Genomic DNA, 25,438 nt, shown 5'->3' with positions numbered 1-25,438 from the left:
CGGCGTGAGCGCGATACGACTGGACGGCAAGGCCACCCGCGATGAGATCTTCACCGATCTCGCCGCACGAGTGGAGAAGTTGCGCGGCGCGGGAATCACCCCGGGACTCGGCACCATCCTGGTCGGCGACGACCCCGGGTCGCAGTCCTATGTCAAGGGCAAGCACGCCGATTGTGCGCGGATCGGGGTGTCGTCGATCCGCAAGGATCTGCCCGCCCATACGACGACCGAGGACCTCAACGCGGCCATCGACGAACTCAACGCCGACCCCGCCTGCACCGGATACATCGTCCAACTCCCGTTGCCGAAACACCTCGACGAGAATGCTGCGCTCGAGCGTATCGATCCGGCCAAGGACGCCGACGGCCTTCATCCGATCAATCTCGGCCGACTCGTGTTGGGCAAGGAATCGACCCTGCCGTGTACGCCGCGGGGGGTCATCCACCTGCTGCGGCGCTACGGCATCGACATCGCGGGCGCGCGGGTCACCGTCATCGGCCGCGGCGTCACCATCGGCAGGCCCATCGGTCTGCTGCTGACGCGGCGCAGTGAGAACGCCACCGTGACCCTGTGCCACACCGGTACGCGCGACCTCGCCGCCGAGGTGGCCCGCGCTGACATCGTCATCGCGGCGGCAGGGGTGCCGCACCTGGTGACCGCCGACATGGTCAAGCCGGGTGCCGCCGTGATCGACGTCGGCGTCAGCCGGACCGAGGACGGTCTGCGCGGCGATGTCGCGCCCGACGTGTGGGATGTGGCAGGGCATGTCTCGCCCAACCCGGGCGGGGTCGGTCCGCTCACGCGCGCCTTCTTGCTGGTGAACGTCGTCGAACGCGCCGAGGCTCAGCTCGCGGCGCTCACTGCGGACGACTCCGTCGGGACCCGTTCGCGATGACCGGCGGCGCCCCCCAACGGGTGGAGCGGTTGCGCCACGTCCGACGGGTGCGCGCCTACGCGGTACAGATTCCCTACCTGCTGGTGCTGCTGGGTGTCGTGGCCGCCGCGGCACTCGTGTTGTTCGATCGCTGGCGTCGCGGAGCGTTCGTCTTCGGCTCGGCGTTGTTGTTCGGCGCGCTCCTGCGCGCGCTGATCCCCACCTCGCGAGCGGGTTTGCTGCAGGTCAGGGGCAAATTCTTCGATGTTGCGGCGATGGCGTCGAGCGGAGCGCTGATCCTCTGGCTGGCGACGTCGATCGACCCGTTGGGCACAGATTGATTACACTGGTGACCAAAGCGTGACATTCGGGGTACCGACCCGACATTCGAACTCCGCTGAGCGGAGCGATTGTTAGCAACACTAAGTGGGGATTGACATCAGTTCGACGTTCGAGATCAACGACCAGGCAAGACCGGGCGACACCACGTCGCTGGGTGTCTCCGTCGGCGAGGGGATGATCCATTACGTCCTGCTCACGCACGACGAGGCAGGTCGCACCGCGCTCGAAGCGCGCGTCTTCGACGTCGATCCCACCGACGGGCTCGACTCGGTGGGACGGGTGAACGCGGGCATCGACCTGATGCTCGACGCTGCCCGCGCCGCCGACCTGCGCGTCGGCCCGATCGGGGTGGCGGCGCGAACCGCAACCCAACGCCGTCGCCTGCGCTCGGGCGGATCCGGGACACGCCGACAGATCCACCTGGGCTCCGACGAAGAGGCGGTCGCCGAATTCCTGACCCGAACCGGACAGATCGGTCGGTTCTCCTCGGTGGTCGTCGCCGACTGCGGCGACACCGGCGTGTCGCTCTACACCGTGGATCCCGCCGCCGGCCGTGTCGAGGCGATCGAACGGTCGACGGTGCTCAGTGGCCGTCGGATCGACGAGGCGCTTGCCGACCACATCGCGGCCGAGGTGGACGGGGCCGACGCCGGCGCCCGCACCAAGCGTCAGCGTGCCCAGTTGGTCAGCGCCTGCCGCACCGCGAAGGAAGAGGTCGCCGATTACTCGTCCGCCCCGGCTGCGTCCACCGTGGGGCAGGGCTCGCCGGCGGCGTTGGCCGGGGTGCCATTGACCTCGGCGACGGTCGAGCAGGTCGCCGGTCCGATGGTGGACGAGGCGCGCGAGGTGTTCGCCCGCTATCTCGCCGACCTCCGGTCGCGTGGTCACGCCCCGGATGCAGCGGTGCTGGTCGGCGGGTTGGCCAACCTGCCGGTCACCCGACGGATCGTGCCGGACGCCGGACTCGACCTCCTCACCCCGGAGTCGCCGGAACTGGCCGCGGCCACCGGTGCGGCGATGCTGGCCGGCAAGGCCGGCACCACCCGACTGGCGTTCATCGGTGGCCGCCGGGCACGCAGTTGGTCGGCGGTACCGGTGGCGATCGTGGCCGGGATCATCGGTGCGATCGTGATGGCGGCGGTCGCCGTCGGCGCCACCGTGACCGACGATGCCGACCCGCTGCCCTCTCCGACGCGCACGGCCGACGCACACACCATTGACACCACCCGGGATTCGGGATTCACGACGACGTCGCATCACCAGACGACGTCGGTGATGACCTCGGTCGCGGCGCCGTCGGCCACCGAGCCCGCCGGTCACGAGCAACTCCCGAGTTGGGCGACGACCGAACTCCCGCTCACGACGTCGACGACCACCTTGACGCTGGTGCCCAACACCACCACGCCGCCGGCAACGACCACACCGTCGACGACGACCCCGTCCGGACCCACGCTGACTCCGTATCCGACGCTTCCGATCCCGTCCGGTCTGATCCCACCCGACCTGATCCCCAGCATCGTGGCGCCGCAGACGACGGCTCCGGGAATCGCTCCGGGAATCCGTCCCTCCCAGTCGGCGTCGAGTACCTCGCCGACCCTGGATGCGGGGGATTCGGCGCAGACGACCACCACCACACCTGCCCGCTGAGACACGCCCGCCCACGACGCCTGCGGGCGCGTGGGCGGGGTGGTGTATCGGTGCGAGCTCCGTCAGCGGCGGGCGAGATCCACGGTGCGCTTGAGGAGATCGGCGATCGCGTCGAACTCGGTGAGGAATCCGTCGTGGCCCTTGTCGGACCGGACCACCTGGAGCCCGCCGACGCAGTTGCCGAGACCTTCGGCGATCTCGGCCTGTAACCGCAACGGGTACAAGCGATCCGAATCGATGCCGGCGACGATGGTCGGAACGGTGCACGAGGCGAGGGCGGCGGCGATACCACCCCGGTTGCGGCCGACGTCATGGTGGTTCAGCACGTCGGAGAGCACCACATAGCTGCCCGGATCGAAGCGCTCGATCAATTTGTCGGCCTGGTGCTCGAGATAACTCTGCACCGCGTAGCGGCCGCCGAGGAGCGGATTCTCTTGCGCCTGAGGCGCATTGGCGAACCGCTCGTCGAGTTCACCCTCGAAACGGTAGGTGAGGTGGGCGATACGTCGGGCGATCCCGAGGCCGGCGATCGGGGAGCGCCCGGTGCCGTGGTAGTCCCCGCCCTGCCAGTTGGGATCGGAGGTGATCGCCGCGATCTGGGTGGTCTGCGTGCCGATCTGATCGGCGGTCGCGCGGGCGCCGACCGCCAGCACCAGGGCGCTGCGGACCCGATCGGGGTACTCGATCGCCCACTCCAGCGCACGCGCGCCGCCCATCGAGCCGCCGAGTACCGCGCCGATTCCCCGGATGCCCAGGGCATCGAGCAGGGCCGCCTCGGCACGCACCTGATCGAGCACGGTGATGTCGGGGAAGCGTGAACCCCAGGGCCGCCCTTGCGAATCCGGCGACGACGGGCCCGTCGACCCACGGCAGCCGCCGAGGACGTTGGCGGAGATGACGCACCATTCGTCGGTGTCGATGGCAGCTCCCGGCCCGATCAGGCCGTCCCACCACCCGGGCGAGGGATGCTCGTCGGTGGGCGCGCCGGTCACATGCGAGTCGCCGGTCAGGGCGTGCAGCGTGAGGATCACGTTGTCACGTGCGGGCGACAACGTCCCCCAGCGCTGGAACGCCAGGGTGACGTCGTCGAGTTGCTGCCCGTTGTCGAGAGACAACGACCCCAGACGCATTCGGACCATCTGCCCGTCGGGAACTCGTTCCCACTCGGGCTGATGCGTCGTGGACGCCTGGGGGTCGATGCTCACCGACACGGGTGTTGTACTCCTGTCCTCGAACTACTTGGCCGCCGCGAAACCCTGGTCGAGGTCGGCGATGATGTCGTCGATGCCCTCGATACCGACGGCCAGGCGCACCAGGCCGGGGGTCACACCGGCAGCGAGCTGCTCCTCGGGGGTCAGCTGGCTGTGGGTGGTCGAGGCGGGGTGGATGACCAGCGACCGCACGTCACCGATGTTGGCGACGTGGCTGTGCAGCGTCAACGCCTCGACGAAGCGCTTCCCCGCGTCGACGCCACCGGCGATCTCGAAGCCGATGATCGCGCCCTGCCCCTTGGGGGCGAGCTTCTGACCACGGGAGTACCAGGGCGAGGACTGCAGACCGGCGTAGGCGACCGACTCGACCTGAGCGTGATCGGCGAGATAGGCCGCGACCCGCTGCGCATTGGCGACGTGGCGCTCGACGCGCAGGCTCAGGGTTTCCAGTCCCTGGGCTAGCAGGAAGGCGTTGAACGGCGAGATCGCCGCACCGGTGTCACGCAGCAACTGCACGCGTGCCTTGAGCGCGTAGGCCGGCGCACCGAGGTCGGCGAACACCGCACCGTGATAGCTGGGGTCGGGGGTGGTGAAGCCGGGGAACAGATCCTGGCCGTCACGCTGCACCCGCCAGTCGAAGGTGCCGCCGTCGACGATGATGCCGCCGATCGCGGTGCCGTGCCCACCGATGTACTTGGTCGCCGAGTGGACGACGATGTCGGCGCCGTGGGCCAGCGGGTTCAGCAGGTACGGGGTGGCGACGGTGTTGTCGACGATCAGCGGCACGCCGTTGCGATGGGCGACCTCGGAGATGCCCTCGATGTCGAGGATCTCGTTGTTGGGGTTGGAGATCGACTCGCCGTAGAAGGCCCGGGTGTTGTCGCGGACCGCGGCCTGCCACGAATCGAGATCCTCGGGATCCTCGACGAAGCTCACCTCGATACCGAGCTTGGGCAGTGTGTAGTGGAAGAGGTTGTAGGTTCCGCCGTAGAGACGCGGGCTCGACACGACGTGTCCGCCGTTCTCCACGATGTTGAGGATGGCGTAGGTCTCGGCGGCCTGACCGGACGCGACCAACAGTGCCGCCACACCGCCCTCGAGCGCGGCGACACGCTGCTCGACGGCGTCCTGGGTGGGGTTCATGATGCGGGTGTAGATGTTGCCCGGCTCGGCGAGGCCGAAGAGGTTGGCCGCGTGGGTGGTGTCGTTGAAGACGTACGACGTGGTCTGGTAGATCGGCAGTGCACGAGCGTTCGTGGCGGCGTCGGCCGACTGGCCCACATGGATCTGCTTGGTCTCGAAACTCCAGTCGTCGGCTGGGTTCTGGGCATCCGTGCCGTCGTTGGCTACGTCAGACATGAGAATAGATCACTTTCTGCGGTCGGCAGGGTGTGGTGACCCTGATGGGGTCCGACCTTCGGACCCGCGCTTGCCGGGGATGCTCGTCGCGATCCCACAACCCGGTCATCACCCGGAGCACCCCACCGCGGTTGGAGGGTTGCCGATCAGCGAGCCGGGGCTTGACGCTGATACTCATGACCTGGCGACAAGGATATAACACGGTCGTCGGCGGCTGAGAACCCTCCTGCTCAGCCTGGTTTGCGTGCTGGACAGAAACGGTCGGACTCGGTTCGGGCGTGGCGGCGGGTGTCGCCCGGACGGACCAATCGCGTCCTGATCTCGACGGATCGGCCGGAATCGGCCGCGCCGTCTGCCTACTCTTGCCACATCGCGGTTCCCTCGCCCAAGGACGTGTCCGATGAGGCTCTCACCTTCCTTCGCCTCGCTCCGCGGCAGCATCTCGACCGGAGTGGTCGGGGCCGCGAGTGTGGCGCTCATCGCGGCCGCATTCTGGGGTCACGGGGTCGCGTCGGCGGAAACAGCGGCGGCGTGCAGTCAACCGGGTCGGGTGTTCATCGTCGGCGGCACGTGGAATTCCGACGGTTCGTATCTCGTCGGGATCGAACAGCGCTACACCGGACACGGCGCCCACTGGGAGGAGCTGCCGGACAGTCCGTACTCCGGCGCGGGCGCCTACGAGATCGAGCAGGTGCCCTACTCCGCGACCATCTGGCCGCTCGGGTCGGTCGGATACAACGCCAGCGAGGCCGAAGGGTCGGCCAATCTGGAGCAGGCCGTCGCCGCGTACCAGCAGCAATGCGGTGCCGACAAGAAGATCGTCATCGCCGGCTACTCGCAGGGGGCGCGGATCGCCGGCGACGTGCTCACCGACATCGGGCCAACTCGGTCGGTGACCACGGACGACGGCTCGACCTACGTCATCTCCACCACCGATTCCGACGGTGCACGCACGGTGTCGGGAGAGCTCTACTCCGATCCGCGGATGTCGGCGACGCTGTGGGGACAGGGGATCGAGGCGACCCTGGTCGGGATCATCCCCGGTCTGACCATGTCCGGAACCCGAGCGGTCACCGACTACGGGGGCCTGCCGGTGACCACCTACTGCATCGCGGGCGATCCGATCTGCGATCTCCCCGATCCGTTCCATGACCCCATCGGCGACCTCGACGCCCTCCTCGGCTATTGGGTCAAGCACGGTCAGTATCCGTTTCACATGTTTCAATTCCCGGGTACCGGCACGACCTGGTACATGAACGGCGCGAACGAGCCGATGACGTGCACGCAGAGCGGGTCGCTGCAGACCTGCACGATCGCCTCGCCCTCATCGATGGCCATCCTCGCCCAGAACCTCGTCGACGCGCTGGGCCTGCACTGGTCGGTCCCGGACCTGGTGGCCTACCGGTTCCGCCTACCCGACATCATCGGGATCACCCTCGCCGACTTCCAGCCACCGATCCGCTGGGTCATGGACTGGTTTCCCCCGTTGCCACAACTGGGCTACGGCGCGTACCTGCCGGATCTCTACGCCTTCGAGAACACCATCAACGGCGCGCTCACCTGGAACCGTGAGCTCTTCGAAGAAGGAGTGCAGGCACAGCTGGCCAGCGGCAAGAGCATCGTCGCATTGCCGCTCAATTTCGTGAAGTACTGGGCGGCGCGCGTCGTCGAGGGCATCACGACGGTGCTGAGGGGTTCGACGAGTGCGGGTGCGGGTGCGACGGTGCTGTCGACCCCGACACAGGTCGCGGTGCCGCTGCTTGCGTCCCGACAGAGCGCTGTCGGTGGTGGGGCGGGCGCTGTGGGCGAGGGGGCGGGCGCTGTGGGCGAGGGGGCGGGCGCTGTGGGCGCAACGCAGGCACCGGCGCCCGAGTCGAGTGTGGCGCCTACGTCGAGTGTGTCGTCTACGTCGAGCACGTCGCCGGAGTCGAGTTCGACGACCGAGTCGGGCGCGACGTCGTCGCAGTCGGAAACGTCGTCACAGGAGAGTTCCGCGCCGTCGCCAGGTGAGACCGAGAGCGGTTCCGCACCGGATCAGACAACGGTGCCGACCGCGTCGTCGGCGAAGGAATCTGCTGCTGCCACACCGTGACGGGCGTCTCGATTCCGGTCCGACGAACCCGTGTGAACGAACTCACCCGACCACACGGGAATCCGCACCGGACGGGTGGTGGTTACGCCTCCCGTGTCGAGATCAGCTCACCCCACCTCCGCCGTGACCGCCGCCGCGACGCCTGCCGCCGGTACGGCGCCGTCGGAGGCGTCCGAAGATCTCGAAATCACGTTGTCCGACAACGTTTCTCGTGGCTCGTCATCGTTGCGCTGGGCGATCCTCGCGTTGGCGCTCGGCGGTTTCGGTATCGGGACCACCGAATTCGTCGCGATGGGCCTGTTGCCCAACATCGCCGGAGCCCTCGATGTCAGCGAGCCCACCGCCGGGACGGTGATCTCGGCGTACGCGCTCGGCGTCGTCGTCGGTGCGCCGCTCATCGCCGCCCTCACCGCCCGGCTGTCGCGGCGCACGCTGCTGATCGGGCTGATGGTCGCCTTCACCGTCGGCAACGTCGCGACGGTGCTCGCGCCGACCTTCGGGTTGCTCATCGCGGCGAGGTTCGTGGCAGGTTTACCGCACGGCGCATATTTCGGGGTCGCCGCTCTGGTGGCAGCGCATCTTGCCGGCCCGGGCCGGCGCGCCAAGGCCATCGGGCAGGTCATGCTCGGCCTGGCGGTGGCCAATGTCGCCGGCGTTCCCATGGCCGCGTGGCTGGGTGAGCATTTCGGTTGGCGCAGTGCATTTCTGGTGGTCGTCGTCGTCGGTGTGGCGACCGTGGCCGCCCTGATCCGCAGCCTTCCCTCGTTGCGTGACATGCGCGTCACCAACCCGGTCACCGAACTCGGTGCCCTGCGCCGCTCGCAGGTGTGGTTCACGCTGTTCATCGGCATCGTGGGCTTCGGTGGGATGTTCGCGTTCTACACCTATCTGAACACCACGTTGACCACTCTCGGTGGCCTGCCGGTCAGTCTGGTCCCGCTCGCGTTGATGCTGTTCGGCCTGGGCATGGTCGTCGGCAACATCGTCGGGGGGATCGCCGCCGACCGCAGCGTGTCGCGCTCGATCCTGGTGGGACTCGTCGGACTCGCCGCGGTCTTGCTCTGCTTTGCCCTCTTCGTTCAGATCACTTGGGCTGCACTGGCATTGACCTTCTTGGTCGGTGTCGCCGGCACCTCGATGGTGCCCGCACTGCAGACCCGATTGATGGATGTCGCCGAGGACGCCCAGACGCTGGCGGCGGCACTGAACCATTCGGCCCTCAATATCGCCAATGCCGCCGGCGCATGGCTCGGCGGCATCGTGATCGCGGCGGGACACGGCTATCGCGCACCCTCGGTGCTCGGGGCCGTGCTGGCCGTGGCGGGGATCGTCGTCCTGGGCGTCGCCGTGGCGGCGGCGCGTCGGACGCGAGGACCCGATCAGCCCACGTCGGGTGGCGTGGCGACCGTCTTGGACATGTAGAGCTGCTCGCCGAGGCGATCCATCAGCTCGAGCTGGGTCTCGAGGTAATCGATGTGGTGCTCTTCGTCCTTGAGGATCTCCTCGAAGAGCTTGGCCGAGGTGATGTCGCCCTTGCTGCGGCACATCGCGATTCCCGGCTTGAGGCGTTCGACGACCTCGATCTCGACGGCCAGATCACATTCGAACTGCTCGCGCAGTGTCTGGCCGATACGCAGCGGCAGGATCTGCTGATAGTTGGGCAGACCCTCGAGGAACAGGATGCGGTCGGTGAGGATCTCCGCGTGGGTCATCTCCTCGATGGATTCGGCCCGCGTCTTGGCGGCGACCTCGGTCAGTCCCCAGTTGTCCTGCATCTTGGAGTGCAGAAAGTACTGATTGATCGCCGTCAATTCGCTGGTCAGCTGCTCATTGAGCAGAGCGATGACCTCGTCATCTCCACGCATGCCACAACTCCGTTCGGTCCAGGGACTGGTGTCTTCGAACGTTAGCACGAGCAATTGCCCCACGCGCTCGATTCGCGGGGGGTGGAACTCGGGTGGGTCAGGCTGCGGTGGTGACGGACGTCCTTTCGCTCACGATCTGTGCAAGCCGTTCGAGGCAGGTGCCACATCCTTCGCCGGCGCCGCAGCGATCGCTGATCGCGTCGACGGTTCGAGCGCCCGCGGTGCAGTGCTCGTGGACCTCGTCCTCGGTCACCGCGCGACAGATACAAACGAACATGGACCTCACCTCATCTGGCTGTTAGGTGAGGATTACATAAAGTGCCGGCTTGGCGCAAGGGTTGCCTTACCTTTGGAATCACTCCAGATAACGTGTCGGTGGCCGCACGTAGGGTGGGGCACCGTGACCACGACGATCACCACCATCAACGTCAACGGCATCCGCGCCGCCACCAAACAGCGTTCGGAGATCAATCCCGGCTTCTTGAGCTGGCTCGAAGCGTCAGGCACCGACATCGTCCTGATACAGGAGATCAGGGCCGACGCCGAGCAGACCGAAGCTGCCCTGGGTCCCGCGCTCCACGCCGGCTGGCACCTGTCGATGACCGAGTCGGTCGTCAAGGGCCATGCCGGGGTCGGTGTGCTGAGCCGCTCCGCCCCGACGGCCGTGCGCGTCGGATTCGGCAGCGAGGAGTTCGACACGACCGGGCGCTATCTCGAGGCCGACTTCGACGTCCCCGACCTCGGGGCACTGACCGCGGCCAGCCTGTATCTGCCGAAGGGGGCGGCCGCGCCGACACCGTCGGCCACCGAGAAGGAGGCCGCCAAGTTCGCCGAGAAGAAGCGCTTTCTCGACGAGTTCGGTGAGTACCTCACCGGAGTGGCACGGCGCCGTCGGCACGTTGTTGTGGGCGGGGATTGGAACATCGCGCCCGCCGAACTCGACATCAAGAACTGGAAGGGCAATCTGAAGAATCCCGGCTTCCTGCCGCACGAGCGGGAATGGGTGGGCGCGCGGCTCGAGTCGGGCTGGACCGATGTCGTGCGTGAATTGCACCCGGCCATCGACGGTCCCTACAGCTGGTGGTCGTGGCGCGGTAAGGCATTCGACAACGACTCCGGTTGGCGCATCGACTACCAGCTCGCCAACCGGTCTTTGAGCCGACGGGCGGTGAAGGCCTTCGTCGATCGCGCCGACTCCTACGATCGCCGATGGTCCGATCACGCCCCGGTCACCGTGGCCTACGAGTGATCCGCGGCGTCCGATCCCACCGTCGGGCTCCCGCGGTAAACCGCTCGACCAGTCTGAAAGAATCGACCCATGAGTGACGTCTCCGGGTCGGTGTCCGCGCCGCGTCAGCGGGTGCTGTCGGGCATCCAGCCCACCAGCGATTCCTTTCACCTGGGCAACTACCTCGGTGCCGTGCGTCAGTGGGTAGCCCTGCAGGACGACTTCGACGCGTTCTACTTCATTCCCGACATGCACGCCCTCACCGCGGAATTCGATCCGTCGACGCTGGCGCACCGCACACGGCTGTCGGTGGCGCAGTTGCTCGCCGTCGGCGTCGACCCGAACCGGGCGACGGTCTACGTCCAGTCCCACGTCCCCGAGATCGCGCAACTGACCTGGGTCCTGCAGTGCATCACCGGATTCGGCGAGGCCAACCGGATGACGCAGTTCAAGGACAAGAGCGCCAAGCAGGGCGCCGACGCCGCCGGGGTGGGACTGTTCACCTATCCGATACTGATGGCCGCGGATATCCTCGCCTTCGATGTCGACCTCGTCCCGGTCGGTGAGGATCAGCGTCAGCACCTCGAGCTGACCCGAGACCTCGCACAGCGCTTCAACAAGCGTTTCGGCGACGTCCTTCGGGTGCCACGCGCGCATATCGTCGCCGAGTTCGCGAAGATCTACGACCTGCAGAACCCGACGGCCAAGATGAGCAAGTCCGCCGAGACCGACAAGGGTCTGATCAATCTGCTCGACGACCCGAAGCGCTCGGCCAAGAAGATCCGCTCCGCGGTCACCGACACCGGCTCGCAGATCTCCTTCGATCCCGCCGACAAGCCGGGTGTGAGCAACCTGCTGACGATCCAGTCGGCGCTATCCGGGGTGGGCATCGACGATCTCGTCGCCAAGTACGAGGGCAAGGGATACGGCGACCTCAAGGTCGACACCGCCGAGGTCCTCACCGAGTTCGTGACACCCCTTCGTGGCCGCGTCTCCGAATACCTCGATGACCCCACCGAACTCGACGCCATCCTGGCCTCGGGTGCGGCCCGGGCCCGTGACATCGCATCCGCCACGCTGAAGTCGGTATACGACAAAGTCGGGTTCCTGGCACCTACGGTAGGGGCATGAGGCCCGTGCCCGGTTGATCCGGGTCAGCGGGTACCGACGCGGAGCGTCTGCAGGCGTACCCACGCGGGGCCGCGCGCTTCGAAGAGAGGGAGGTGAGGCGACGATGGGTTCGGTGATCGCGTGGTTCAAGAATCTGCTCGCGCGTGCGAAGGAGTGGTTCGCTGACGCTCGAGCACGATGGCCGTGGCTCGATCACACCCTGCGCACCCAGGAGCGTTACACCAACCGGCGCGGCAACGTGCATGCCGCGAGCATCAGCTTCAACGGAATCCTCGCCCTCGTCCCGATCCTGATGGTTGCGTTCGCCATTGCGGCATTCGTCCTGGCGAGCAATCCCGACCTGATCGAACAACTCAAGGACGCCGTGGTCAAGCAATTGCCCGGCGGCATGGGGGATCAGATCGGCACGGTCATCGACTCGGCGATCTCCTCACGCGCCACCGTCGGCATCATCGGTCTCGTCGGTGCCGCGCTGACCGGTGTCGGCTGGATCGCCGGTGTGCGCGCCGGGATGACGGAGATGTTCGGGGGCCGACTGTCCCGCAATGCTCTCGTCTCGAAGGTGACCGATCTGCTCACCTTCGTGGTGCTCGGGCTGGCCTTCGCCGCGACCATGGCACTGACGACGCTGGCCAACGGTGGTGGCATCGTCAGAAAGGTCCTCGAGTGGGTCGGCGTTGACCACACCGCATGGGCCCCGGTGCTCCTGCGGGTGGTGGCGATCGCGATCTCGGTCTTCGCCAGCTGGATGCTCTTCACCCTCGTGCTGGCTCGTCTTCCCCTGGTGCCGTTGCCTTTCCGCAACTGCCTCAGCGCCGGGCTGATCACCGCGATCGCGTTCGAGATCATCAAGAACCTGGGCGGGCTCTACCTCAAGTCAGTGCTCGGCAGCCCGGCCGGAGCGGCGTTCGGGCCGATTCTGGGCATCATGGTCTTCGCCTATCTCGCGTCGCGGATCATCCTGTACGCCACCGCGTGGTGCGCCACCGATCCGCTCAACGAGGGTTTCCAGGTCGACGACGAGATCGATGAGACCCAGCAGCGGCCGGTGGTGATGCGTCCGACCGTGGAGGTCTCTCCGATGCCGAAGGTCGGTGCACTCGCCGGTGCCGCTGCCGTGGGAGCAGCGGTGGGCATGGTGCTCCGGCGTGTCCGCGGCGACTGACCGACCCGTGTCGGGGCCGCGGAGGGGTCAGCGGCGGCGCCGCCCGGTGATGCGCGTGGCCGCGGCCAGCAAGATCACGACGACGAGTGCGACGACCAGCCCGACGAGAACACGGGTGGCGGTCGAGTGGTCGGCGGTGTTCGCCGGGCGAGCGGCGCCCGCCTGTGTCGTCTCCGCCGATGACCCCGATGATGCGGTGGTCGCCGCCGGTGCCGATGTGTTCGGGCCCGCGATGAGCTCACCCACCCGAATGTCAGCTGGTGCGTGGAATCCGTACTCCAGCAACGACTGTGCTTGGGTCCAGTAGTTGTCGTCGGCTGTCGAGAGTCCGTACATCTGCACGATGAGGATGGTCTTGTCGCCGTGGTGGGCGGCTCCCACGAAGGTCTTGAGCGCGTCGTCGGTATATCCGGTCTTGCCGCCGAGCATTCCTGGATAGCCTTGCAGCAGTAGCTGATCCGAGGTCTGCATCTCGTATCCGGGGTGCGGTGTGTCGCTGGGTACGTCCGAGCGGGGCGGGTAGCCGGGGAAGTGGTAGGTGGGTGTGGAGATGATCTCCCGGAACGTTGAATTGCCCATCGCGGCACGGAAGATCAGGGCCAGGTCGTAGGGCGAGGTGGACATGCCGGCGGCATCGAGGCCCGACGGCGTGGCCGCCCGGGTGTCGAGCGCGTGCAGGTCCGCGGCAAGCGAATTCATCTTGGTGAGTGTGCTCGCCACTCCGCCCAGTTCGCGCGCGAGCGCATGCGCGCAGTCGTTGCCCGAGACGATCAGCAGCCCAGTGAGCATGTCGCGCACGGTGTAGTGCCCGCCCGGTCCCATGCCGCAGGAGTCGCCCTCCTGGCTCCAGTCCTCGGCGGTCGGGACGACTGTCTTGTCGAGGTCGAGGCCGGCATCGAGGACGGTCAGGGCCAGCAGCACCTTGATCGTCGACGCCGGGCGGTAACGCCCGTGGGGGTCCTTGGCGGCGATGATCGCGCCGGTGTCCACGTCGGCCACCAGCCAGGCCGCCGAGGTGAGGCGTTCGGGAATCGGACCGGCACCGGGATCGGCGATCACCCCGCATGCCGACAGGCGCTCGCCTCCGACGGTCGGCGTGGGGATCGGGAGTGCAGTGGGCGTGGTGGATCCGGGTGCGACGACCTCGGAGGTATCGACCGGGGGCGGCGGGGTCTGTCGATGCGGGCACTGATCGGTGATCGGTGTGGTCACCGGCGGAACGGCGACGGCGGCCCCGGGTGCGCACACCAGGGCCGCCGCGCACACCGCTGTCAGCACCGCACCGATCCGTCGGCCAAGGTGCGTATTCCCCCACGTCACCGCACGGACGTTACCAGCGGCGTCACCTCTCGGCGCCATGTCGTGTGGGCAACGCCGAGACCGGATGTCGGCCGGTCAGAGCAGCGTGTAGGCCTCGGTCAGCACCGAACGGAGGATCTGCTCGATCTCGTCGAACTCGGCCTGCCCGGCGATCAGCGGCGGGGCCAGCTGGACGACCGGGTCGCCGCGATCGTCGGCGCGACAGTACAGCCCGGCGTCGAAGAGCGCCGTGGACAGGAATCCCCGCAGGATGCGTTCGGCCTCGGCTTCGCTGAACGACTCCTTGGTGGTCTTGTCCTTCACGAGTTCGATGCCGTAGAAGTAACCCTCGCCGCGGACATCGCCGACGATCGGGAGATCGTGCAGTTTCTCCAGCGTCGCGCGGAACGCGGGGGCGTTGGTCTTGACGTGATCGTTGATGCCTTCGCGTTCGAAGAGGTCGAGATTGGCCAGCGCGACCGCCGCCGACACCGGATGCCCACCGAAGGTGTAGCCGTGCGGGAAGGTGGTCGATCCGTCGTTGAACGGCTCGAAGAGCCGGTCGCTGGCGATCATCGCACCGATCGGGGAATAGCCGGAGGTCATCCCCTTGGCGCAGGTGATGATGTCGGGCTGGTAGCCGAAGTCCTCACAGGCGAACATCGAGCCGATGCGGCCGAATGCGCAGATCACCTCGTCGGAGACGAGTAGGACGTCGTATTGATCGCAGATCTCGCGGACCCGCTCGAAGTATCCCGGCGGCGGCGGGAAGCACCCGCCGGCGTTCTGCACCGGCTCGAGGAACACCGCCGCAACGGTCTCGGGGCCCTCGAATTCGATGGCCTCGGCGATACGGTCGGCGGCCCAGCGTCCGAACTTCTTGGGATCGGCGGCCAGATCCTCGTCGGGCGCGCGGTAGATGTTGGTGTTGGGCGCGCGGAATCCGCCGGGGGTCAATGGCTCGAACATCTGCTTGAGCGCCGGTACGCCGGTGATCGCCAGCGCGCCCTGCGGGGTGCCGTGGTAGGCGACCGCACGCGAGATCACCTTGTGCTTCATCGGTTTTCCGGTGAGCTTGAAGTACTGCTTGGCCAGCTTCCACGCGCTCTCGACCGCCTCGCCGCCGCCGGTGGTAAAGAAGACTCGATTGAGGTCACCGGGTGCGTAGGCGGCCAGGCGCTCGGCCAATTCGATGGCCGGCGGGGTCGCGTACGACCACACCGGGAAGAAGGCGAGTTCCTTGGCCTGGCGAGCGGCCGCTTCGGCCAGCTCGACGCGACCGTGGCCGGCCTGCACCACGAACAGGCCGGCGAGGCCGTCGAGGTAGCTGCGCCCGCGGTCGTCGAAGATGCGGACACCCTCGCCGCGGGTGATCACCGGCGGGGCAATGCCCTCGCCGTGGCGGGCGAAGTGGCCCCACAGGTGCGCTGCGCTGCGTGCTCCGAGAGAGGACCCGTCGACGGACGGTTGTGCGGTAGTGGTCATCGTGTTCCCCAATTGTATTGCTGTTTGACGAGTTTCAGATAGACGAGGGTCTCGGTGCCGGTCACCTCGGGATGTTTGCGGACGGTCCGGTTGAGGATCGAGAGGAGGTGATCGTCGTCCTCGCAGACCACCTCAATGAGGATGTCGAACGAGCCGGCGGTCAGCACCACGTAGTCGATCTCGGGGTTCCCGGCGAGTGCCGTGGCCAGTTCCTCGGTGTCGCCGGTACATCGGATGCCGATGAGGGCCTGGCGGGCGAACCCTAGCTTGAGGGGATCGGTGACGGCGACGATCTGCAGTAGTCCGCTCTCGCTCAGCTTCTGTACGCGATTGCGTACCGCCGCCTCCGAGAGTCCGACCTCCTTGCCGATCGACGCATACGAACTGCGCCCGTCGGCTTGCAGTAGCTCGATGATTCTCTTCGCGGTGCCGTCGAGATGAGGGTGAGAGGCTTCAGGCACTCACCGATCTTGACGGATTCAGTGGTAAAGCGCAACCGATACTTCTGATTTCGTCATAAAATTGCCGGAAAGAATCGCGAATCCGCATTATTGGCGGTAGGATCGCAGCCGTGTTGACCACCAGCATCCCGTCCGGATGGATCGCCGGCGCGCCGATCGACGGTGCCGGACCGGACCATACCGTTCTCGATCCTGCCACCGGTGAGTCCGTCGCAGAGCTCGCATTGGCCGGACCGGCCGATGTCGATGCCGCCGTGGCGGCAGCTCGCGGTGCCCAAAGGGATTGGGGTGCAGCCACTCCCGCGCAGCGCTCCGAGGTACTCGCGGCGCTTGCGGCTGCCCTCGACGCAGAGGCCGATCTGCTCGCCGAGCAGGAGACCGCGCACACCGGCAAGGCGATCCGGCTCTCCCGTGAATTCGATGTGCCGGGCAGCATCGACAACGTGCGTTTCTTCGCAGGCGCTGCCCGCATTCTGGAGGGCAAGGCCAGCGGCGAGTACTCCGGCGACCACACCAGCTCGATCCGCCGCGAACCGGTGGGTGTCGTCGGGTCGATCACGCCGTGGAACTACCCACTGCAGATGGCGGTCTGGAAGGTGTTGCCCGCGTTGGCCGCCGGGTGTGCCGTCGTACTCAAACCGGCCGAGCTGACACCGCTGACCACGTTGACACTGGCGCGACTGGCCACCGAGGCGGGCCTGCCCGACGGCGTGCTCAACGTGGTGGTCGGCACCGGCGCCGAGGTCGGAGCCGCGATCGCCGGTCATCCCGACGTGGACATGGTCACCTTCACCGGATCGACCGCGGTCGGCCGGACCGTGATGGGTCAGGCCGCCACCCATGGCACCCGCGTTCAACTCGAACTCGGCGGCAAGGCCCCGTTCGTGGTCTTCGACGACGCCGATCTCGATGCCGCCATCGCCGGTGCCGTCGCCGGGTCGCTCATCAATGCCGGTCAGGACTGCACCGCGGCAACCCGGGCGATCGTGGCCGCCGACCTCTACGACGACTTCGTCGCCGGGGTGGCCGAGGTGATGGGGTCGGTGGTGGTGGGTGATCCGCGGGATCCGGCCACCGACATGGGGTCGTTGATCTCGACCGCCCACCGCGACAAGGTCGCGCAGATGGTGGCGCGCGCACCTGGGCAGGGTGCCCGGGTGGTCGTCGGTGGGCAGGTGCCCGACGGACCGGGGGCGTTCTATCCGCCGACGCTGATCGCCGATGTCGCCGAGTCGTCGGAGATCTATCGGGACGAGGTCTTCGGCCCGGTGCTGACCGTCTCGGCCTTCACTGACGACGACGACGCCATCCGCCGCGCCAACGACACCGTCTACGGTCTTGCGGCCTCGGCGTGGACCCGCGACGTCTACCGCGCCGGCCGCGCCTCCCGGGAGATCCACGCCGGGTGTGTGTGGATCAACGACCACATCCCGATCATCAGCGAGATGCCGCACGGTGGGGTCGGGGCCTCGGGCTTCGGCAAGGACATGTCGATGTACTCACTCGAGGAGTACCTGACCATCAAACACGTGATGAGCGACAACACCGGTGTCGCGCAGAAGGACTGGCACCGAACGGTGTTCGCCGATCCGGGTCGGGGTTCGCGATGACGTGGGCGAGCACACCGGGACGCCGGGCCGTCGAGATGGTGGCACAGGCCGCGCCGACGTCGTATTGGCTCGACCGGCCCGACCGTCCCGCCGCGCGTCCGCGGCTGTCGGAGGAGATCGACGCCGACCTGCTGGTCGTCGGCGGTGGCTTCACCGGACTGTGGACCGCGGTGACCGCCGCCGAACGGGACCCGGGCCGGCGGATCGTGCTGGTCGAACGTGATCGCATCGCCGAGCACGCCTCCGGCCGCAACGGCGGATTCTGCTCGTCGAGCATCACTCACGGACTCGGCAACGGCATCGATCGCTTCGAGGACGAGATGGACACGTTGCTGAGTCTGGGGAGTGAGACGCTCGACGAGATCGAGGCCGCGTTGGCCCGCCTGGACATCGACGCCGATGCCGAGCGCACCGGCGAACTCGACATCGCCAACGCCGACTGGCAGGTCGATGATCTTCGGGAGATGTCTTCGGCAGCAGCATTTCTCGGTAAGGAGATGCCGTTGCTGCCGGGACCGCAGGCGCGGGCGCGGGTGAACTCGCCGATGGTCAAGGCTGCGCTCTTCGACCCCGAGGTGATCATGCTCGACCCCGCGAAACTCGCGTGGGGGCTGGCTGCGGCGGCCGAGCGGCTCGGGGTGCGCATCTACGAACACACCGAGGTCTGCGGACTGCGGCGCGAGAACGGCCGGATGCGCGCGGAGGCCGGGTTCGGTGACGTCGTCGCCGATCGGGTCGTCCTGGCGACCTCGGCGAGTCCGTCTCTCGTGCGGCGACTTCGGCCCTATATCGTTCCGGTATGGGACTACGCCCTGATGACCGAGCCCCTCGATGCCGAGCGGCGGGCGGCGCTGGGTTGGGCCGGGCGCGAGGGTCTGGCCGATTGTGGTCCACGCTTCCATTACTTCCGGCTGACCGCCGACGATCGGATTCTGTTCGGTGGCTGGGATGCGCTCTACCACTACGGTTCCGACGACTCGCGTCGTCATGAGTACGAGCCGGCCGAGTTCGCGTTGCTGGCCGAACACCTGCTGCAGATGTTCCCGCAGCTCGAGGGTGTCCGCGCCAGTCACACCTGGGGTGGCGTGATCGACACCTGCTCACGGTTCTGTGCCTTCTGGGACCGCTCGCACGGTGGTCGGGTGGTGACTACGGTCGGCTTCACCGGCCTCGGCGTCGGGGCCTCACACTTCGCCGCGGCGACCGCACTCGATCTCGTCGACGGCCTGTCGACCGAGCGAACCGCCCTGAAGATGGTGCGCTCCAAGCCGATTCCGTTCCCGCCGGAACCGTTGCGGTGGACCGGGATCACGCTGACCCGCCACCAACTCGCCCGCAGCGAGCGTCGCGAGGGCAAGCGAGGCGCATGGTTGACCGCGATGGACAAGGTCGGCCTGGGCTTCGACAGCTGAGCCCTCAACCGACCTGGTAGGTGCCCGTAGCGCGGGCGACGAGGGTGTCGTCGGTCGCCGAACGCAGGTCGACAGTGCAGTGACACAGTCGTTTCCCGCCGTACAGGCGGTCGGCAACGATCCTCAGATCGGCTGCGATCAGCGGCGAGACGAAGGTGACCGACAGTGACGTGGTGACGCCTCGCAGAGTCGCGGGGATCTCCCGCCCGGACCACGCCGCAGCCATAACCCCGATGTCGGCACATGCGCTGAGCGCGCCGCCGTGCACCATCTCGCCCACCGTGGTCAGGTCGGGGCGAAACGGCATGCGCAGTACGGCGTGGCCGTCGGAGATGTCGTCGAGCGTGATGCCCAGGGTGGCCACGAAGGGGGATTGCGGGATGAGTGCACGCATCACCATCGAGCCGTCGGTGAATTCCGTCGTCATGGATACTCCTCGGTGTAGTCGAGATACGAAAAACTAGTTGGACTATGTAAACATAGTGTGACTATGTTTGACACATGACCTCCTTGCTCTCCGAGCCCCACGACAGGCGACGGCGCCGCACCCGCGCCGCCGTCCTCGACGCGGCTGCCACCCTGTTCGCGCGCGACGGCTATCGACAGACCTCGGTCGACGCCCTCGCCGCCGCCGCCGACATCGCCCTGACCTCTCTCTATGCCAATTTCGACGGAGGCAAGGCTCACGTGTACGCGGTCCTCGCATGTGCTGCGGCACAACGGCACGCCCAGCGCATGTCACAGACGTTGCAGTCGGTCGCTCCCGGTGGACCGGCCGCGCGTGCCGCGCTGACCGAATACGTCGACTTCCACCGCGATGAACCCCTGGCCTTCCGGTTGCTCGGGTTGTCCGACGTCGCCGACGACCCGACACCGGCGGTCGGTATCGCCCGTCGGGAGATCGCTGCGATCCTGCTGGGTGTCGTTGATGAAGTGGTCGATCGCATTGCCGATGGCCCGCTGCCTCCGCGCGATCGAGTTGAGGTTCGCGAGCAGGTTGTTGTTGCCTGGGCCGGGATCAATGGGCTGCTTGCGCTGGTGGAGCGCGGTGTGATCGATGACGACCCCGACGGCCTTCTGCGACGCGCCGTCGCGCTCCATACCCACGATCTGGCTGGTGATGACCATGCGGCCCGGTGAGCACTCGACACCTCAGCAGGCGCGGATCGCCGTGGCCGCTCTCGCGGCCTCGGTGCGATTGACCCCGCGGTCGTTGCGCGGACCGGGCACCGGTCCGTCACGTCCGCTCATCCCCATACCCGACACCGCGGTCTGCCGTCACGCCGACGAAATGGCTCGGGACACACTCTCACCGGCGGTGTACCAACACAGCTGGCGATGCTGGGAATGGGCCATGGCACTCGCCGAGGTCGACGGGCTGACGCCGGACCCGGAGGCGCTGGTGGTGGCGTGCCTGCTGCACGACCTCGAGTTGGGCGGCGACGTGCAGGAATTCGGATGCTTCGCCGTGGCCGGTGGGGTTGCGGCCGCAGACCACTGCATCCGGTACGGTCGTACCGATCTAGCCGATGTTGTGTCCGCCGCGATCGCCGGCCACTTCGCGCCGCGGGCCGGGTCCGGCGAGGTGGATCGGGCGCTTCACGACGCCGCTCACCTCGACGTGGCGGGCCACCGTGTCGGCGAGGTCACCCGTGCACACGTCGCAACGGTCCTCGATGCCTTCCCCCGCAACGGATTCCGATCCGAGTTCGGTGCACTGATCGCGGTCGAGTCGCGACGGAGACCGGCGTCGACTGCCGCGGTGATCCGTCGGGTCGGGCTCGGGGCTGCGATGCGACTCAATCCGTTGGAGCGGCGGCGGCCGACCCCAACAGGGTCAACCACCGCCGAAGAAGCGCATCGGCAAGGGGAGCGGTGACGGCGGCGGTCACGGCGGCGTCGGCGGGAAACCGTTCGGTGGCGGCGCCACCGATGGCCGCTTCGACCGTGGCCTGCGACTCGGCGTCCAGCCAGGCCTTGACCATCGTCCGGTCGGCCTCGAGGTGGCACTGCACTCCGTAGGAATTCCCGTGGCGGAACACCTGATTGGCGTATGCCGCCGACGACGCGAGACGCACTGCACCGGTGGGTAGGTCGAAGCTGTCGAAGTGCCACTGCACCGTGCGTAGTGGGGTCGGCGTCAGGCTGCCCCAAAGTTCGTCGGCGCGCCCGTCCTCGGTGAGTGCCACCTCGTGTATCCCGATCTCGGGGACGGCTCCGGTGTAGACGCGGGCCCCGAGTGCGGTGGCGAGCAACTGCGAACCCAGGCAGACGCCCCACACCGCCACGCCCTGTTCGAGTGCGCGACGCAGGAATCCGATCTCGGCGCGCAGCCAGCCGAGCGTATCGGCGTCGGCAACACCCATTCCGCCACCCATCGCCACGATGCCGTCGAAGGCCGATGGGTCCGGTGGCAGCGGTTCAGACCATGCGTGTACCAGTGTGAGGTCGGCGAGATCGTCGAGAGCGGACTGGTAGGCCCCGGGTGGCTCGGTCTCGGCGTGTTGAAGGACGAGAACCCGGGGGCGCGGCGCGGCAGTTCTCATTCGGTCCTCGGCACCACGATCACCGGTGCTGTGGTCCAGCGCAGGATGCGGGCCGCGGTACTCCCCAGGAATACCCGGTTCTCGGCGCCGAGGTGACCCGAGCCGACCGCCACGAGATCGTTGTCGTCCCACTGTAGATTGTCGAGCGCCTCGTCGAGGGTGGGTCCGTCGGCGACGAGCACCTCGATATCCAGCTCGGAATCGACGGCGGCCCTCGTCTTCTCCAGCAGATCCCGGACCACCTCGACGCGGCGTGCGCGCGCACTGCGCGAGAGGTCGTCGTCGAACGGCGACTCCAAGGAGACCAGGGAGACCAGACGCAGATCCAGGTGTGCCTGTTCGGCGAACGCCAGGGCGAACGGTAGGGGATTGCTGGTGGTGGGCTTGACCGGAACGGCAACCGTGACCATGTCCAGGGCGACTGCGGGCCGGGTGGCGTACCCGCGCGGGGCCAGCGCCACCGGGAGCGGTGCCGAGTGCAGCAATTCGGTGCTGACCGTACCCAGCGTGTGTCGGCTGATCAGCCCGTCCCCGGTGCCGCCGACCACGATCATCTCGGCACCGGCCTGCTGGGCCAGACCGATCAGGCCGTCGGTGAACGATTCGTCGACCACCACGACCGTGCGTGTCTCGATGTCGTCGGGGATGCGTGCGGCACCGGCGGCCAGCCAGGTTGCCGCCTGGTTCTCCAGGCGGGCCTGATACTGCTCGACACCGGGGTGTCCGTCGTAGGGGACGGGGTGCACCACGCACACGAGATCGATGGCCGCGCCGGTCTTTCGGGCGATAGCGACCGCGAGGGCGATACCGTCGTCGCCCGATGGCGTGGCGAGATAGCCGACGGTCAGTCTCGGGCGTGCGGAGGAGTCAGTAGACATCGGGAACCTTCACTTCGGTCGTGGCGGTCAGTGTCTTGCCCTGGAAGAACTCTCGGCGCTGGGCGAAGCAGGCCAACATGAGCGGGATGCCGAGCACCAGCATGCCGACTCCGAGGATGAACACGCCGCCGACCGGCCCGACCGAGGTGTAGCCGTAGTCGGGATTGAACATGTCGATGGCGCTCTTGAGGAACGCCCACGTCATCGCGGCGCCGCCGAGGAGCGGGAACAGCCCGCGCATGAAGAAATTCCGAGCCGAGGAGAACAGCGTGCGCCGGAAATACCAGACCGATGAGTACGCGGTGATCCCGTAGTAGAACGCCACTGCGAGACCGAGCGAGGCGATCGAGTCGGCCAGCGTGTTCTGGCTCGCTATGGACAGGACGAGGTAGAAGGCCAGCGCCGAGACACCCATCACCGCGGTGCCGAAAGCCGGGGTCATGTAGCGCGGGTGGATCTTCGAGAAGCGATCCGGGATCGCCTTGTAGACCGCCATCGACAGGCTGCCCCGGGCGGTCGGCAGGATCGTCGACTGGGTCGAGGAGATGGCCGAGACGCTCACCGTCAGCAGCAGGGCGGCGGCGAGGATGCCACCGGCCACCGGCTTGCCGAGAATCGTCAGCACGTCGTCGGCGTTGTCCGGGTTGTTGAGTCCGATTCCGGTCTCACCGAAGCCGGCGAAGGCCTGGACGGCATAGGCCACGAGTACATACGTCGCGACGAGGATCAGGCAGGTGATCACCGCGGCCCGGCCGGGCGTCTTCTCCGGATCCTTGGTCTCCTCGCCGACCGCCAGGCATGCATCCCACCCCCAGTAGATGAAGATGCACAGGATCACCGCGGCCGCGATCTCGGACTGGCTCAGCCCGCTCGGCCACAGCCAGCTCCATTCCGGTGAGATCGCCTGCGGGCCGGCATGTCCCGTGCCGACCTTGACCAGTGCGATGACACTCGCGAGGATCAGGACGCCGAACTGGATGAACATCAGCGCCGAGAGCAATCGCTCGCTGATGACGATGCCCCGGATGCTGACCCAGGTCATCCCGGCGATGAAGACACACCCGAGCAGCACCTTGATCCACAAGGTGTCGGCCAGGCTCTCCAGGCCGAGGAACTTGAGGAGATACACCGCGGCGATCTCGGCGACGTTGGCCAGCACGATGATGGCCGACACGGCCAGCCCCCACCCGCCGATCCAGCCGACCCACGGGCCGAACGCCTTGGTTCCCCAGGTGAAGGTGGTCCCACAGTCCGGGGTGTCCTTCGCCAGCTCGCGGTAGGCGAACGCCACCAGCAGCATCGGGATGAAGGCGACGACGAACATCGCCGGAGCCTTGGTGTGCACCGCGGCCACCACGTACCCCAATGTGGCCGCCAGGCTGTAGGCCGGCGCCACCGCCGACAGCCCGATGATCACATTGCCGACGAGGCCGATGGAACCGGCTCGTAAACCCTTGTCGCCCTGGATCTCGGCGTGAACGCTTTCGGTCAATGTCTTGCTCCCACTCAGTCCGTGTGCTGGAGACAGAGTAGGGTTTCCGTCATCAGCGCGCAGCGTGATGACGGAATTAGTGACAACATTCAAGAAATGTCGTGGAATCCGTCGTGAACGGGCTGTTTGTCGGATGTTTCACCACTCGCAGACCGCCATGGCGGCGGGCCCCTCGGCGTCGTCGGTCGCCACCGTGCGGGAGCCGGAGGTGATGGTGCATTGCGCGACCTCGCCACCGGACATGAACACGGCACGGTGGGTGTCTCGCCGGTCGCCGGTGGGGGTCAGGGTCAACGATCCGGTCCATCGGTCGGTCCGTGCGTCGTGATCGGTGAGCCGCACGTCGAACTGATGTCGGGGGCGGCCGTTCGCGTCGTACCACAGCAACTGCTCGTTGACCTCCTCGTCGGAGGCGATCGTGATGGTCAGGGGTGTCGCAGGGGATTGGGGCGCAGGGGATCGGGGCGCAGGCGGATTCGTGAGATCCGTCGATGCCGCCACCGGCGGCGGGGTGAGGCCCGCGGCCAGGCACCCCGCCGATACGACGGCGAGGACGAGCAGGATGAGGGGATGCGGGCGGGCGTTGCGGTGAGTCATGACCGATTGGACGCAGCGGGGGCCTGATCGGTTCCGGGTGGTCGTGTGTTGTCCGCAGGCAGTTGCGGTGCGGTCGGCGCGGACCCGTCGTGCGTCATGCTTGTCGCCGTGAACCGGGAGGCGACTTACCATGACAACCGTGACCACCGAGATCCTGGGCCTGCCGCACGGCAGCGGTCTGACGTACGCGGACCTAGAGTCCATGCCCGATGACGGCTGGCGCTACGAGCTTCTCGACGGGGTCCTGATCGTGGGTCCGGCCCCTACGCCTCGGCACCAGCGAGTCGTGGCGAGGCTGCACCTGCTGCTGCACGCCGCGTGTCCGCCGGACCTCGAGGTGTTGTTCGCCCCGCTGGATGTGGTGCTCGCCGAGGACACCTGCCTGCAGCTGGATCTCCTCGTGGCACCCCGGTCGGCGTTCGCCGAGACCAACCTCCCACAGGCGCCGACGCTCGCGATCGAGGTCGCGTCGCCGTCGACGCGAGGAGTGGACATGCTGCTCAAGAAGGACAGGCTCCGGCGGGGCGGGTGCGCGCACTATTGGGTCGTCGATCCCGCTGTTCCGACCTCGATCACCACCTGGTCGCTGGTCGACGGGGCCTACGTCGATTCCGGCACGGCCGTCGGCGAGGAATGTCTCGCGGTGACCGCACCGTTCGCCGTCGACATCGTGCCGGCCGACCTCGTCGACTGAGTCGGCGCACCGGCCTCGTCCGACAATTCAGGCCCGCACCGAAAGGGTGC

Annotated in this window: 25 protein-coding genes and 1 riboswitch; of the genes, 13 read left to right on the top strand and 12 right to left on the bottom strand. The window is 67.3% G+C overall.

Translation table 11 applies throughout. The features are described 5' to 3' along the window. Positions 1–4 precede the first annotated feature (4 nt). The 3 genes from QNM97_RS15360 to QNM97_RS15350 all read left to right on the top strand — a co-directional run bounded on the left by QNM97_RS15360 (position 5) and on the right by QNM97_RS15350 (position 2,863). Positions 5–895: a bifunctional methylenetetrahydrofolate dehydrogenase/methenyltetrahydrofolate cyclohydrolase gene (locus QNM97_RS15360; protein ID WP_283819246.1), complete on the top strand. Its 891-nt coding sequence runs from the start codon at positions 5–7 to the stop codon at positions 893–895. Next, a complete protein-coding gene (locus tag QNM97_RS15355) occupies positions 892–1,215 on the top strand; it encodes a DUF3017 domain-containing protein (protein WP_283819245.1) in 324 nt (107 codons plus the stop codon). The genes QNM97_RS15360 and QNM97_RS15355 overlap by 4 nt, the downstream gene beginning before the upstream one ends. A gap of 85 nt (positions 1,216–1,300) precedes the next feature. Then, positions 1,301–2,863, top strand: a complete 1,563-nt coding sequence (locus QNM97_RS15350; protein WP_283819244.1) for an Hsp70 family protein — start codon at positions 1,301–1,303, stop codon at positions 2,861–2,863. A 62-nt stretch (positions 2,864–2,925) separates the two neighbouring features. On the opposite strand, the gene metX is transcribed toward QNM97_RS15350, so the two are convergent. Next, complete coding sequence (gene metX / locus QNM97_RS15345) at positions 2,926–4,074, bottom strand: homoserine O-acetyltransferase MetX (RefSeq protein ID WP_208795629.1); 1,149 nt, start codon at positions 4,072–4,074, stop codon at positions 2,926–2,928. 24 nt (positions 4,075–4,098) lie between these two features. Next, a complete protein-coding gene (locus QNM97_RS15340) occupies positions 4,099–5,433 on the bottom strand; it encodes a bifunctional o-acetylhomoserine/o-acetylserine sulfhydrylase (protein ID WP_283819243.1) in 1,335 nt (444 codons plus the stop codon). A 61-nt stretch (positions 5,434–5,494) separates the two neighbouring features. After that, positions 5,495–5,615, bottom strand: a riboswitch (SAM riboswitch). Between the two features lie 218 nt (positions 5,616–5,833). Here QNM97_RS15340 and QNM97_RS15335 point away from each other — a divergent pair. Next, positions 5,834–7,525: a cutinase family protein gene (locus QNM97_RS15335; protein WP_283819242.1), complete on the top strand. Its 1,692-nt coding sequence runs from the start codon at positions 5,834–5,836 to the stop codon at positions 7,523–7,525. 93 nt (positions 7,526–7,618) lie between these two features. Further along, the gene (locus QNM97_RS15330) at positions 7,619–8,947 is read left to right on the top strand and encodes an MFS transporter (RefSeq protein WP_502874902.1); all 1,329 of its coding nucleotides are present in this window, start codon (positions 7,619–7,621) and stop codon (positions 8,945–8,947) included. On the opposite strand, the gene bfr is transcribed toward QNM97_RS15330, so the two are convergent. Together bfr and QNM97_RS15320 are read right to left on the bottom strand one after the other, a co-directional pair. Then, positions 8,905–9,390: a bacterioferritin gene (gene bfr, locus QNM97_RS15325; protein ID WP_208795632.1), complete on the bottom strand. Its 486-nt coding sequence runs from the start codon at positions 9,388–9,390 to the stop codon at positions 8,905–8,907. The two genes, QNM97_RS15330 and bfr, sit on opposite strands and share 43 nt — an antisense overlap. Before the next feature lie 97 nt (positions 9,391–9,487). Further along, positions 9,488–9,667, bottom strand: a complete 180-nt coding sequence (locus QNM97_RS15320; protein WP_208795633.1) for a (2Fe-2S)-binding protein — start codon at positions 9,665–9,667, stop codon at positions 9,488–9,490. 123 nt (positions 9,668–9,790) lie between these two features. Between QNM97_RS15320 and QNM97_RS15315 the strand changes: the two genes are divergently transcribed. The 3 genes from QNM97_RS15315 to QNM97_RS15305 all read left to right on the top strand — a co-directional run bounded on the left by QNM97_RS15315 (position 9,791) and on the right by QNM97_RS15305 (position 12,914). Beyond that, positions 9,791–10,639 carry an exodeoxyribonuclease III gene (locus QNM97_RS15315; protein ID WP_283819241.1) on the top strand — a complete coding sequence of 283 codons (849 nt, stop codon included), beginning with the start codon at positions 9,791–9,793 and terminating at the stop codon, positions 10,637–10,639. Positions 10,640–10,708: 69 nt separating this feature from the next. Beyond that, positions 10,709–11,749, top strand: a complete 1,041-nt coding sequence (trpS, locus tag QNM97_RS15310) for a tryptophan--tRNA ligase (RefSeq protein WP_283819240.1) — start codon at positions 10,709–10,711, stop codon at positions 11,747–11,749. A gap of 103 nt (positions 11,750–11,852) precedes the next feature. Then, complete coding sequence (locus QNM97_RS15305) at positions 11,853–12,914, top strand: YhjD/YihY/BrkB family envelope integrity protein (RefSeq protein WP_283819239.1); 1,062 nt, start codon at positions 11,853–11,855, stop codon at positions 12,912–12,914. 27 nt (positions 12,915–12,941) lie between these two features. On the opposite strand, the gene QNM97_RS15300 is transcribed toward QNM97_RS15305, so the two are convergent. The 3 genes from QNM97_RS15300 to QNM97_RS15290 form a co-directional block, all read right to left on the bottom strand. Continuing rightward, positions 12,942–14,234 carry a D-alanyl-D-alanine carboxypeptidase family protein gene (locus QNM97_RS15300; RefSeq protein WP_283819238.1) on the bottom strand — a complete coding sequence of 431 codons (1,293 nt, stop codon included), beginning with the start codon at positions 14,232–14,234 and terminating at the stop codon, positions 12,942–12,944. Between the two features lie 75 nt (positions 14,235–14,309). Continuing rightward, positions 14,310–15,698: an aspartate aminotransferase family protein gene (locus QNM97_RS15295; RefSeq protein WP_283819237.1), complete on the bottom strand. Its 1,389-nt coding sequence runs from the start codon at positions 15,696–15,698 to the stop codon at positions 14,310–14,312. After that, the gene (locus QNM97_RS15290) at positions 15,695–16,159 is read right to left on the bottom strand and encodes an Lrp/AsnC family transcriptional regulator (protein ID WP_006367518.1); all 465 of its coding nucleotides are present in this window, start codon (positions 16,157–16,159) and stop codon (positions 15,695–15,697) included. The genes QNM97_RS15295 and QNM97_RS15290 overlap by 4 nt, the downstream gene beginning before the upstream one ends. A 110-nt stretch (positions 16,160–16,269) precedes the next feature. Here QNM97_RS15290 and QNM97_RS15285 point away from each other — a divergent pair, with 110 nt between their 5' ends. Continuing rightward, the gene (locus QNM97_RS15285; protein ID WP_283819236.1) at positions 16,270–17,769 is read left to right on the top strand and encodes an aminobutyraldehyde dehydrogenase; all 1,500 of its coding nucleotides are present in this window, start codon (positions 16,270–16,272) and stop codon (positions 17,767–17,769) included. Beyond that, the gene (locus QNM97_RS15280) at positions 17,766–19,181 is read left to right on the top strand and encodes an NAD(P)/FAD-dependent oxidoreductase (RefSeq protein WP_283819235.1); all 1,416 of its coding nucleotides are present in this window, start codon (positions 17,766–17,768) and stop codon (positions 19,179–19,181) included. The genes QNM97_RS15285 and QNM97_RS15280 overlap by 4 nt, the downstream gene beginning before the upstream one ends. 4 nt (positions 19,182–19,185) lie before the next feature. Here QNM97_RS15280 and QNM97_RS15275 read toward each other — a convergent pair whose 3' ends face one another. Then, positions 19,186–19,608, bottom strand: a complete 423-nt coding sequence (locus tag QNM97_RS15275; protein ID WP_283819234.1) for a PaaI family thioesterase — start codon at positions 19,606–19,608, stop codon at positions 19,186–19,188. 74 nt (positions 19,609–19,682) lie between these two features. Between QNM97_RS15275 and QNM97_RS15270 the strand changes: the two genes are divergently transcribed. Further along, entirely contained in the window at positions 19,683–20,321 is a 639-nt protein-coding gene (locus QNM97_RS15270; RefSeq protein ID WP_283819233.1) for a TetR family transcriptional regulator, read from the top strand. After that, positions 20,239–21,060 carry an HD domain-containing protein gene (locus QNM97_RS15265; RefSeq protein ID WP_283819232.1) on the top strand — a complete coding sequence of 274 codons (822 nt, stop codon included), beginning with the start codon at positions 20,239–20,241 and terminating at the stop codon, positions 21,058–21,060. Before QNM97_RS15270 ends, QNM97_RS15265 begins: the two co-directional genes overlap by 83 nt. On the opposite strand, the gene QNM97_RS15260 is transcribed toward QNM97_RS15265, so the two are convergent. From QNM97_RS15260 to QNM97_RS15245, 4 genes are all read right to left on the bottom strand, one after another. Continuing rightward, positions 20,981–21,727, bottom strand: coding sequence for a type 1 glutamine amidotransferase (locus QNM97_RS15260; protein ID WP_283819231.1), 747 nt, complete (start codon positions 21,725–21,727; stop codon positions 20,981–20,983). The two genes, QNM97_RS15265 and QNM97_RS15260, sit on opposite strands and share 80 nt — an antisense overlap. Further along, the gene (locus QNM97_RS15255; RefSeq protein WP_208795645.1) at positions 21,724–22,605 is read right to left on the bottom strand and encodes a universal stress protein; all 882 of its coding nucleotides are present in this window, start codon (positions 22,603–22,605) and stop codon (positions 21,724–21,726) included. Before QNM97_RS15255 ends, QNM97_RS15260 begins: the two co-directional genes overlap by 4 nt. After that, on the bottom strand, positions 22,595–24,115 hold the full coding sequence (locus QNM97_RS15250) for an APC family permease (RefSeq protein ID WP_283823217.1): 1,521 nt from the start codon (positions 24,113–24,115) through the stop codon (positions 22,595–22,597). Before QNM97_RS15250 ends, QNM97_RS15255 begins: the two co-directional genes overlap by 11 nt. Positions 24,116–24,235: 120 nt before the next feature. Next, positions 24,236–24,694, bottom strand: coding sequence for a hypothetical protein (locus tag QNM97_RS15245; protein ID WP_283819230.1), 459 nt, complete (start codon positions 24,692–24,694; stop codon positions 24,236–24,238). 130 nt (positions 24,695–24,824) lie between these two features. On the opposite strand from QNM97_RS15245, the gene QNM97_RS15240 reads away from it, so the two are divergent. Further along, positions 24,825–25,388, top strand: a complete 564-nt coding sequence (locus tag QNM97_RS15240) for a Uma2 family endonuclease (RefSeq protein WP_283819229.1) — start codon at positions 24,825–24,827, stop codon at positions 25,386–25,388. The last annotated feature ends 50 nt before the right edge of the window (positions 25,389–25,438 follow it).

The organism is Gordonia sp. L191 (assembly GCF_030077625.1).
GTDB classification, from domain to species: Bacteria; Actinomycetota; Actinomycetes; order Mycobacteriales; family Mycobacteriaceae; genus Gordonia; species Gordonia polyisoprenivorans_A.
Note: the sequence above shows the minus strand (reverse complement) of the source record. Positions and strands in the feature narration are given on the sequence as shown.

Coding starts and splice junctions, on each gene's coding strand:
- QNM97_RS15355 (WP_283819245.1), top strand. CDS start 892: ATGACCGGCGGCGCCCCCCAACGGGTGGAGCGGTTGCGCCACGTCCGA.
- QNM97_RS15340 (WP_283819243.1), bottom strand. CDS start 5,433: ATGTCTGACGTAGCCAACGACGGCACGGATGCCCAGAACCCAGCCGAC.
- QNM97_RS15335 (WP_283819242.1), top strand. CDS start 5,834: ATGAGGCTCTCACCTTCCTTCGCCTCGCTCCGCGGCAGCATCTCGACC.
- bfr (WP_208795632.1), bottom strand. CDS start 9,390: ATGCGTGGAGATGACGAGGTCATCGCTCTGCTCAATGAGCAGCTGACC.
- QNM97_RS15320 (WP_208795633.1), bottom strand. CDS start 9,667: ATGTTCGTTTGTATCTGTCGCGCGGTGACCGAGGACGAGGTCCACGAG.
- trpS (WP_283819240.1), top strand. CDS start 10,709: ATGAGTGACGTCTCCGGGTCGGTGTCCGCGCCGCGTCAGCGGGTGCTG.
- QNM97_RS15305 (WP_283819239.1), top strand. CDS start 11,853: ATGGGTTCGGTGATCGCGTGGTTCAAGAATCTGCTCGCGCGTGCGAAG.
- QNM97_RS15295 (WP_283819237.1), bottom strand. CDS start 15,698: ATGACCACTACCGCACAACCGTCCGTCGACGGGTCCTCTCTCGGAGCA.
- QNM97_RS15280 (WP_283819235.1), top strand. CDS start 17,766: ATGACGTGGGCGAGCACACCGGGACGCCGGGCCGTCGAGATGGTGGCA.
- QNM97_RS15275 (WP_283819234.1), bottom strand. CDS start 19,608: ATGACGACGGAATTCACCGACGGCTCGATGGTGATGCGTGCACTCATC.
- QNM97_RS15270 (WP_283819233.1), top strand. CDS start 19,683: ATGACCTCCTTGCTCTCCGAGCCCCACGACAGGCGACGGCGCCGCACC.
- QNM97_RS15265 (WP_283819232.1), top strand. CDS start 20,239: ATGACGACCCCGACGGCCTTCTGCGACGCGCCGTCGCGCTCCATACCC.
- QNM97_RS15260 (WP_283819231.1), bottom strand. CDS start 21,727: ATGAGAACTGCCGCGCCGCGCCCCCGGGTTCTCGTCCTTCAACACGCC.
- QNM97_RS15255 (WP_208795645.1), bottom strand. CDS start 22,605: ATGTCTACTGACTCCTCCGCACGCCCGAGACTGACCGTCGGCTATCTC.
- QNM97_RS15245 (WP_283819230.1), bottom strand. CDS start 24,694: ATGACTCACCGCAACGCCCGCCCGCATCCCCTCATCCTGCTCGTCCTC.
- QNM97_RS15240 (WP_283819229.1), top strand. CDS start 24,825: ATGACAACCGTGACCACCGAGATCCTGGGCCTGCCGCACGGCAGCGGT.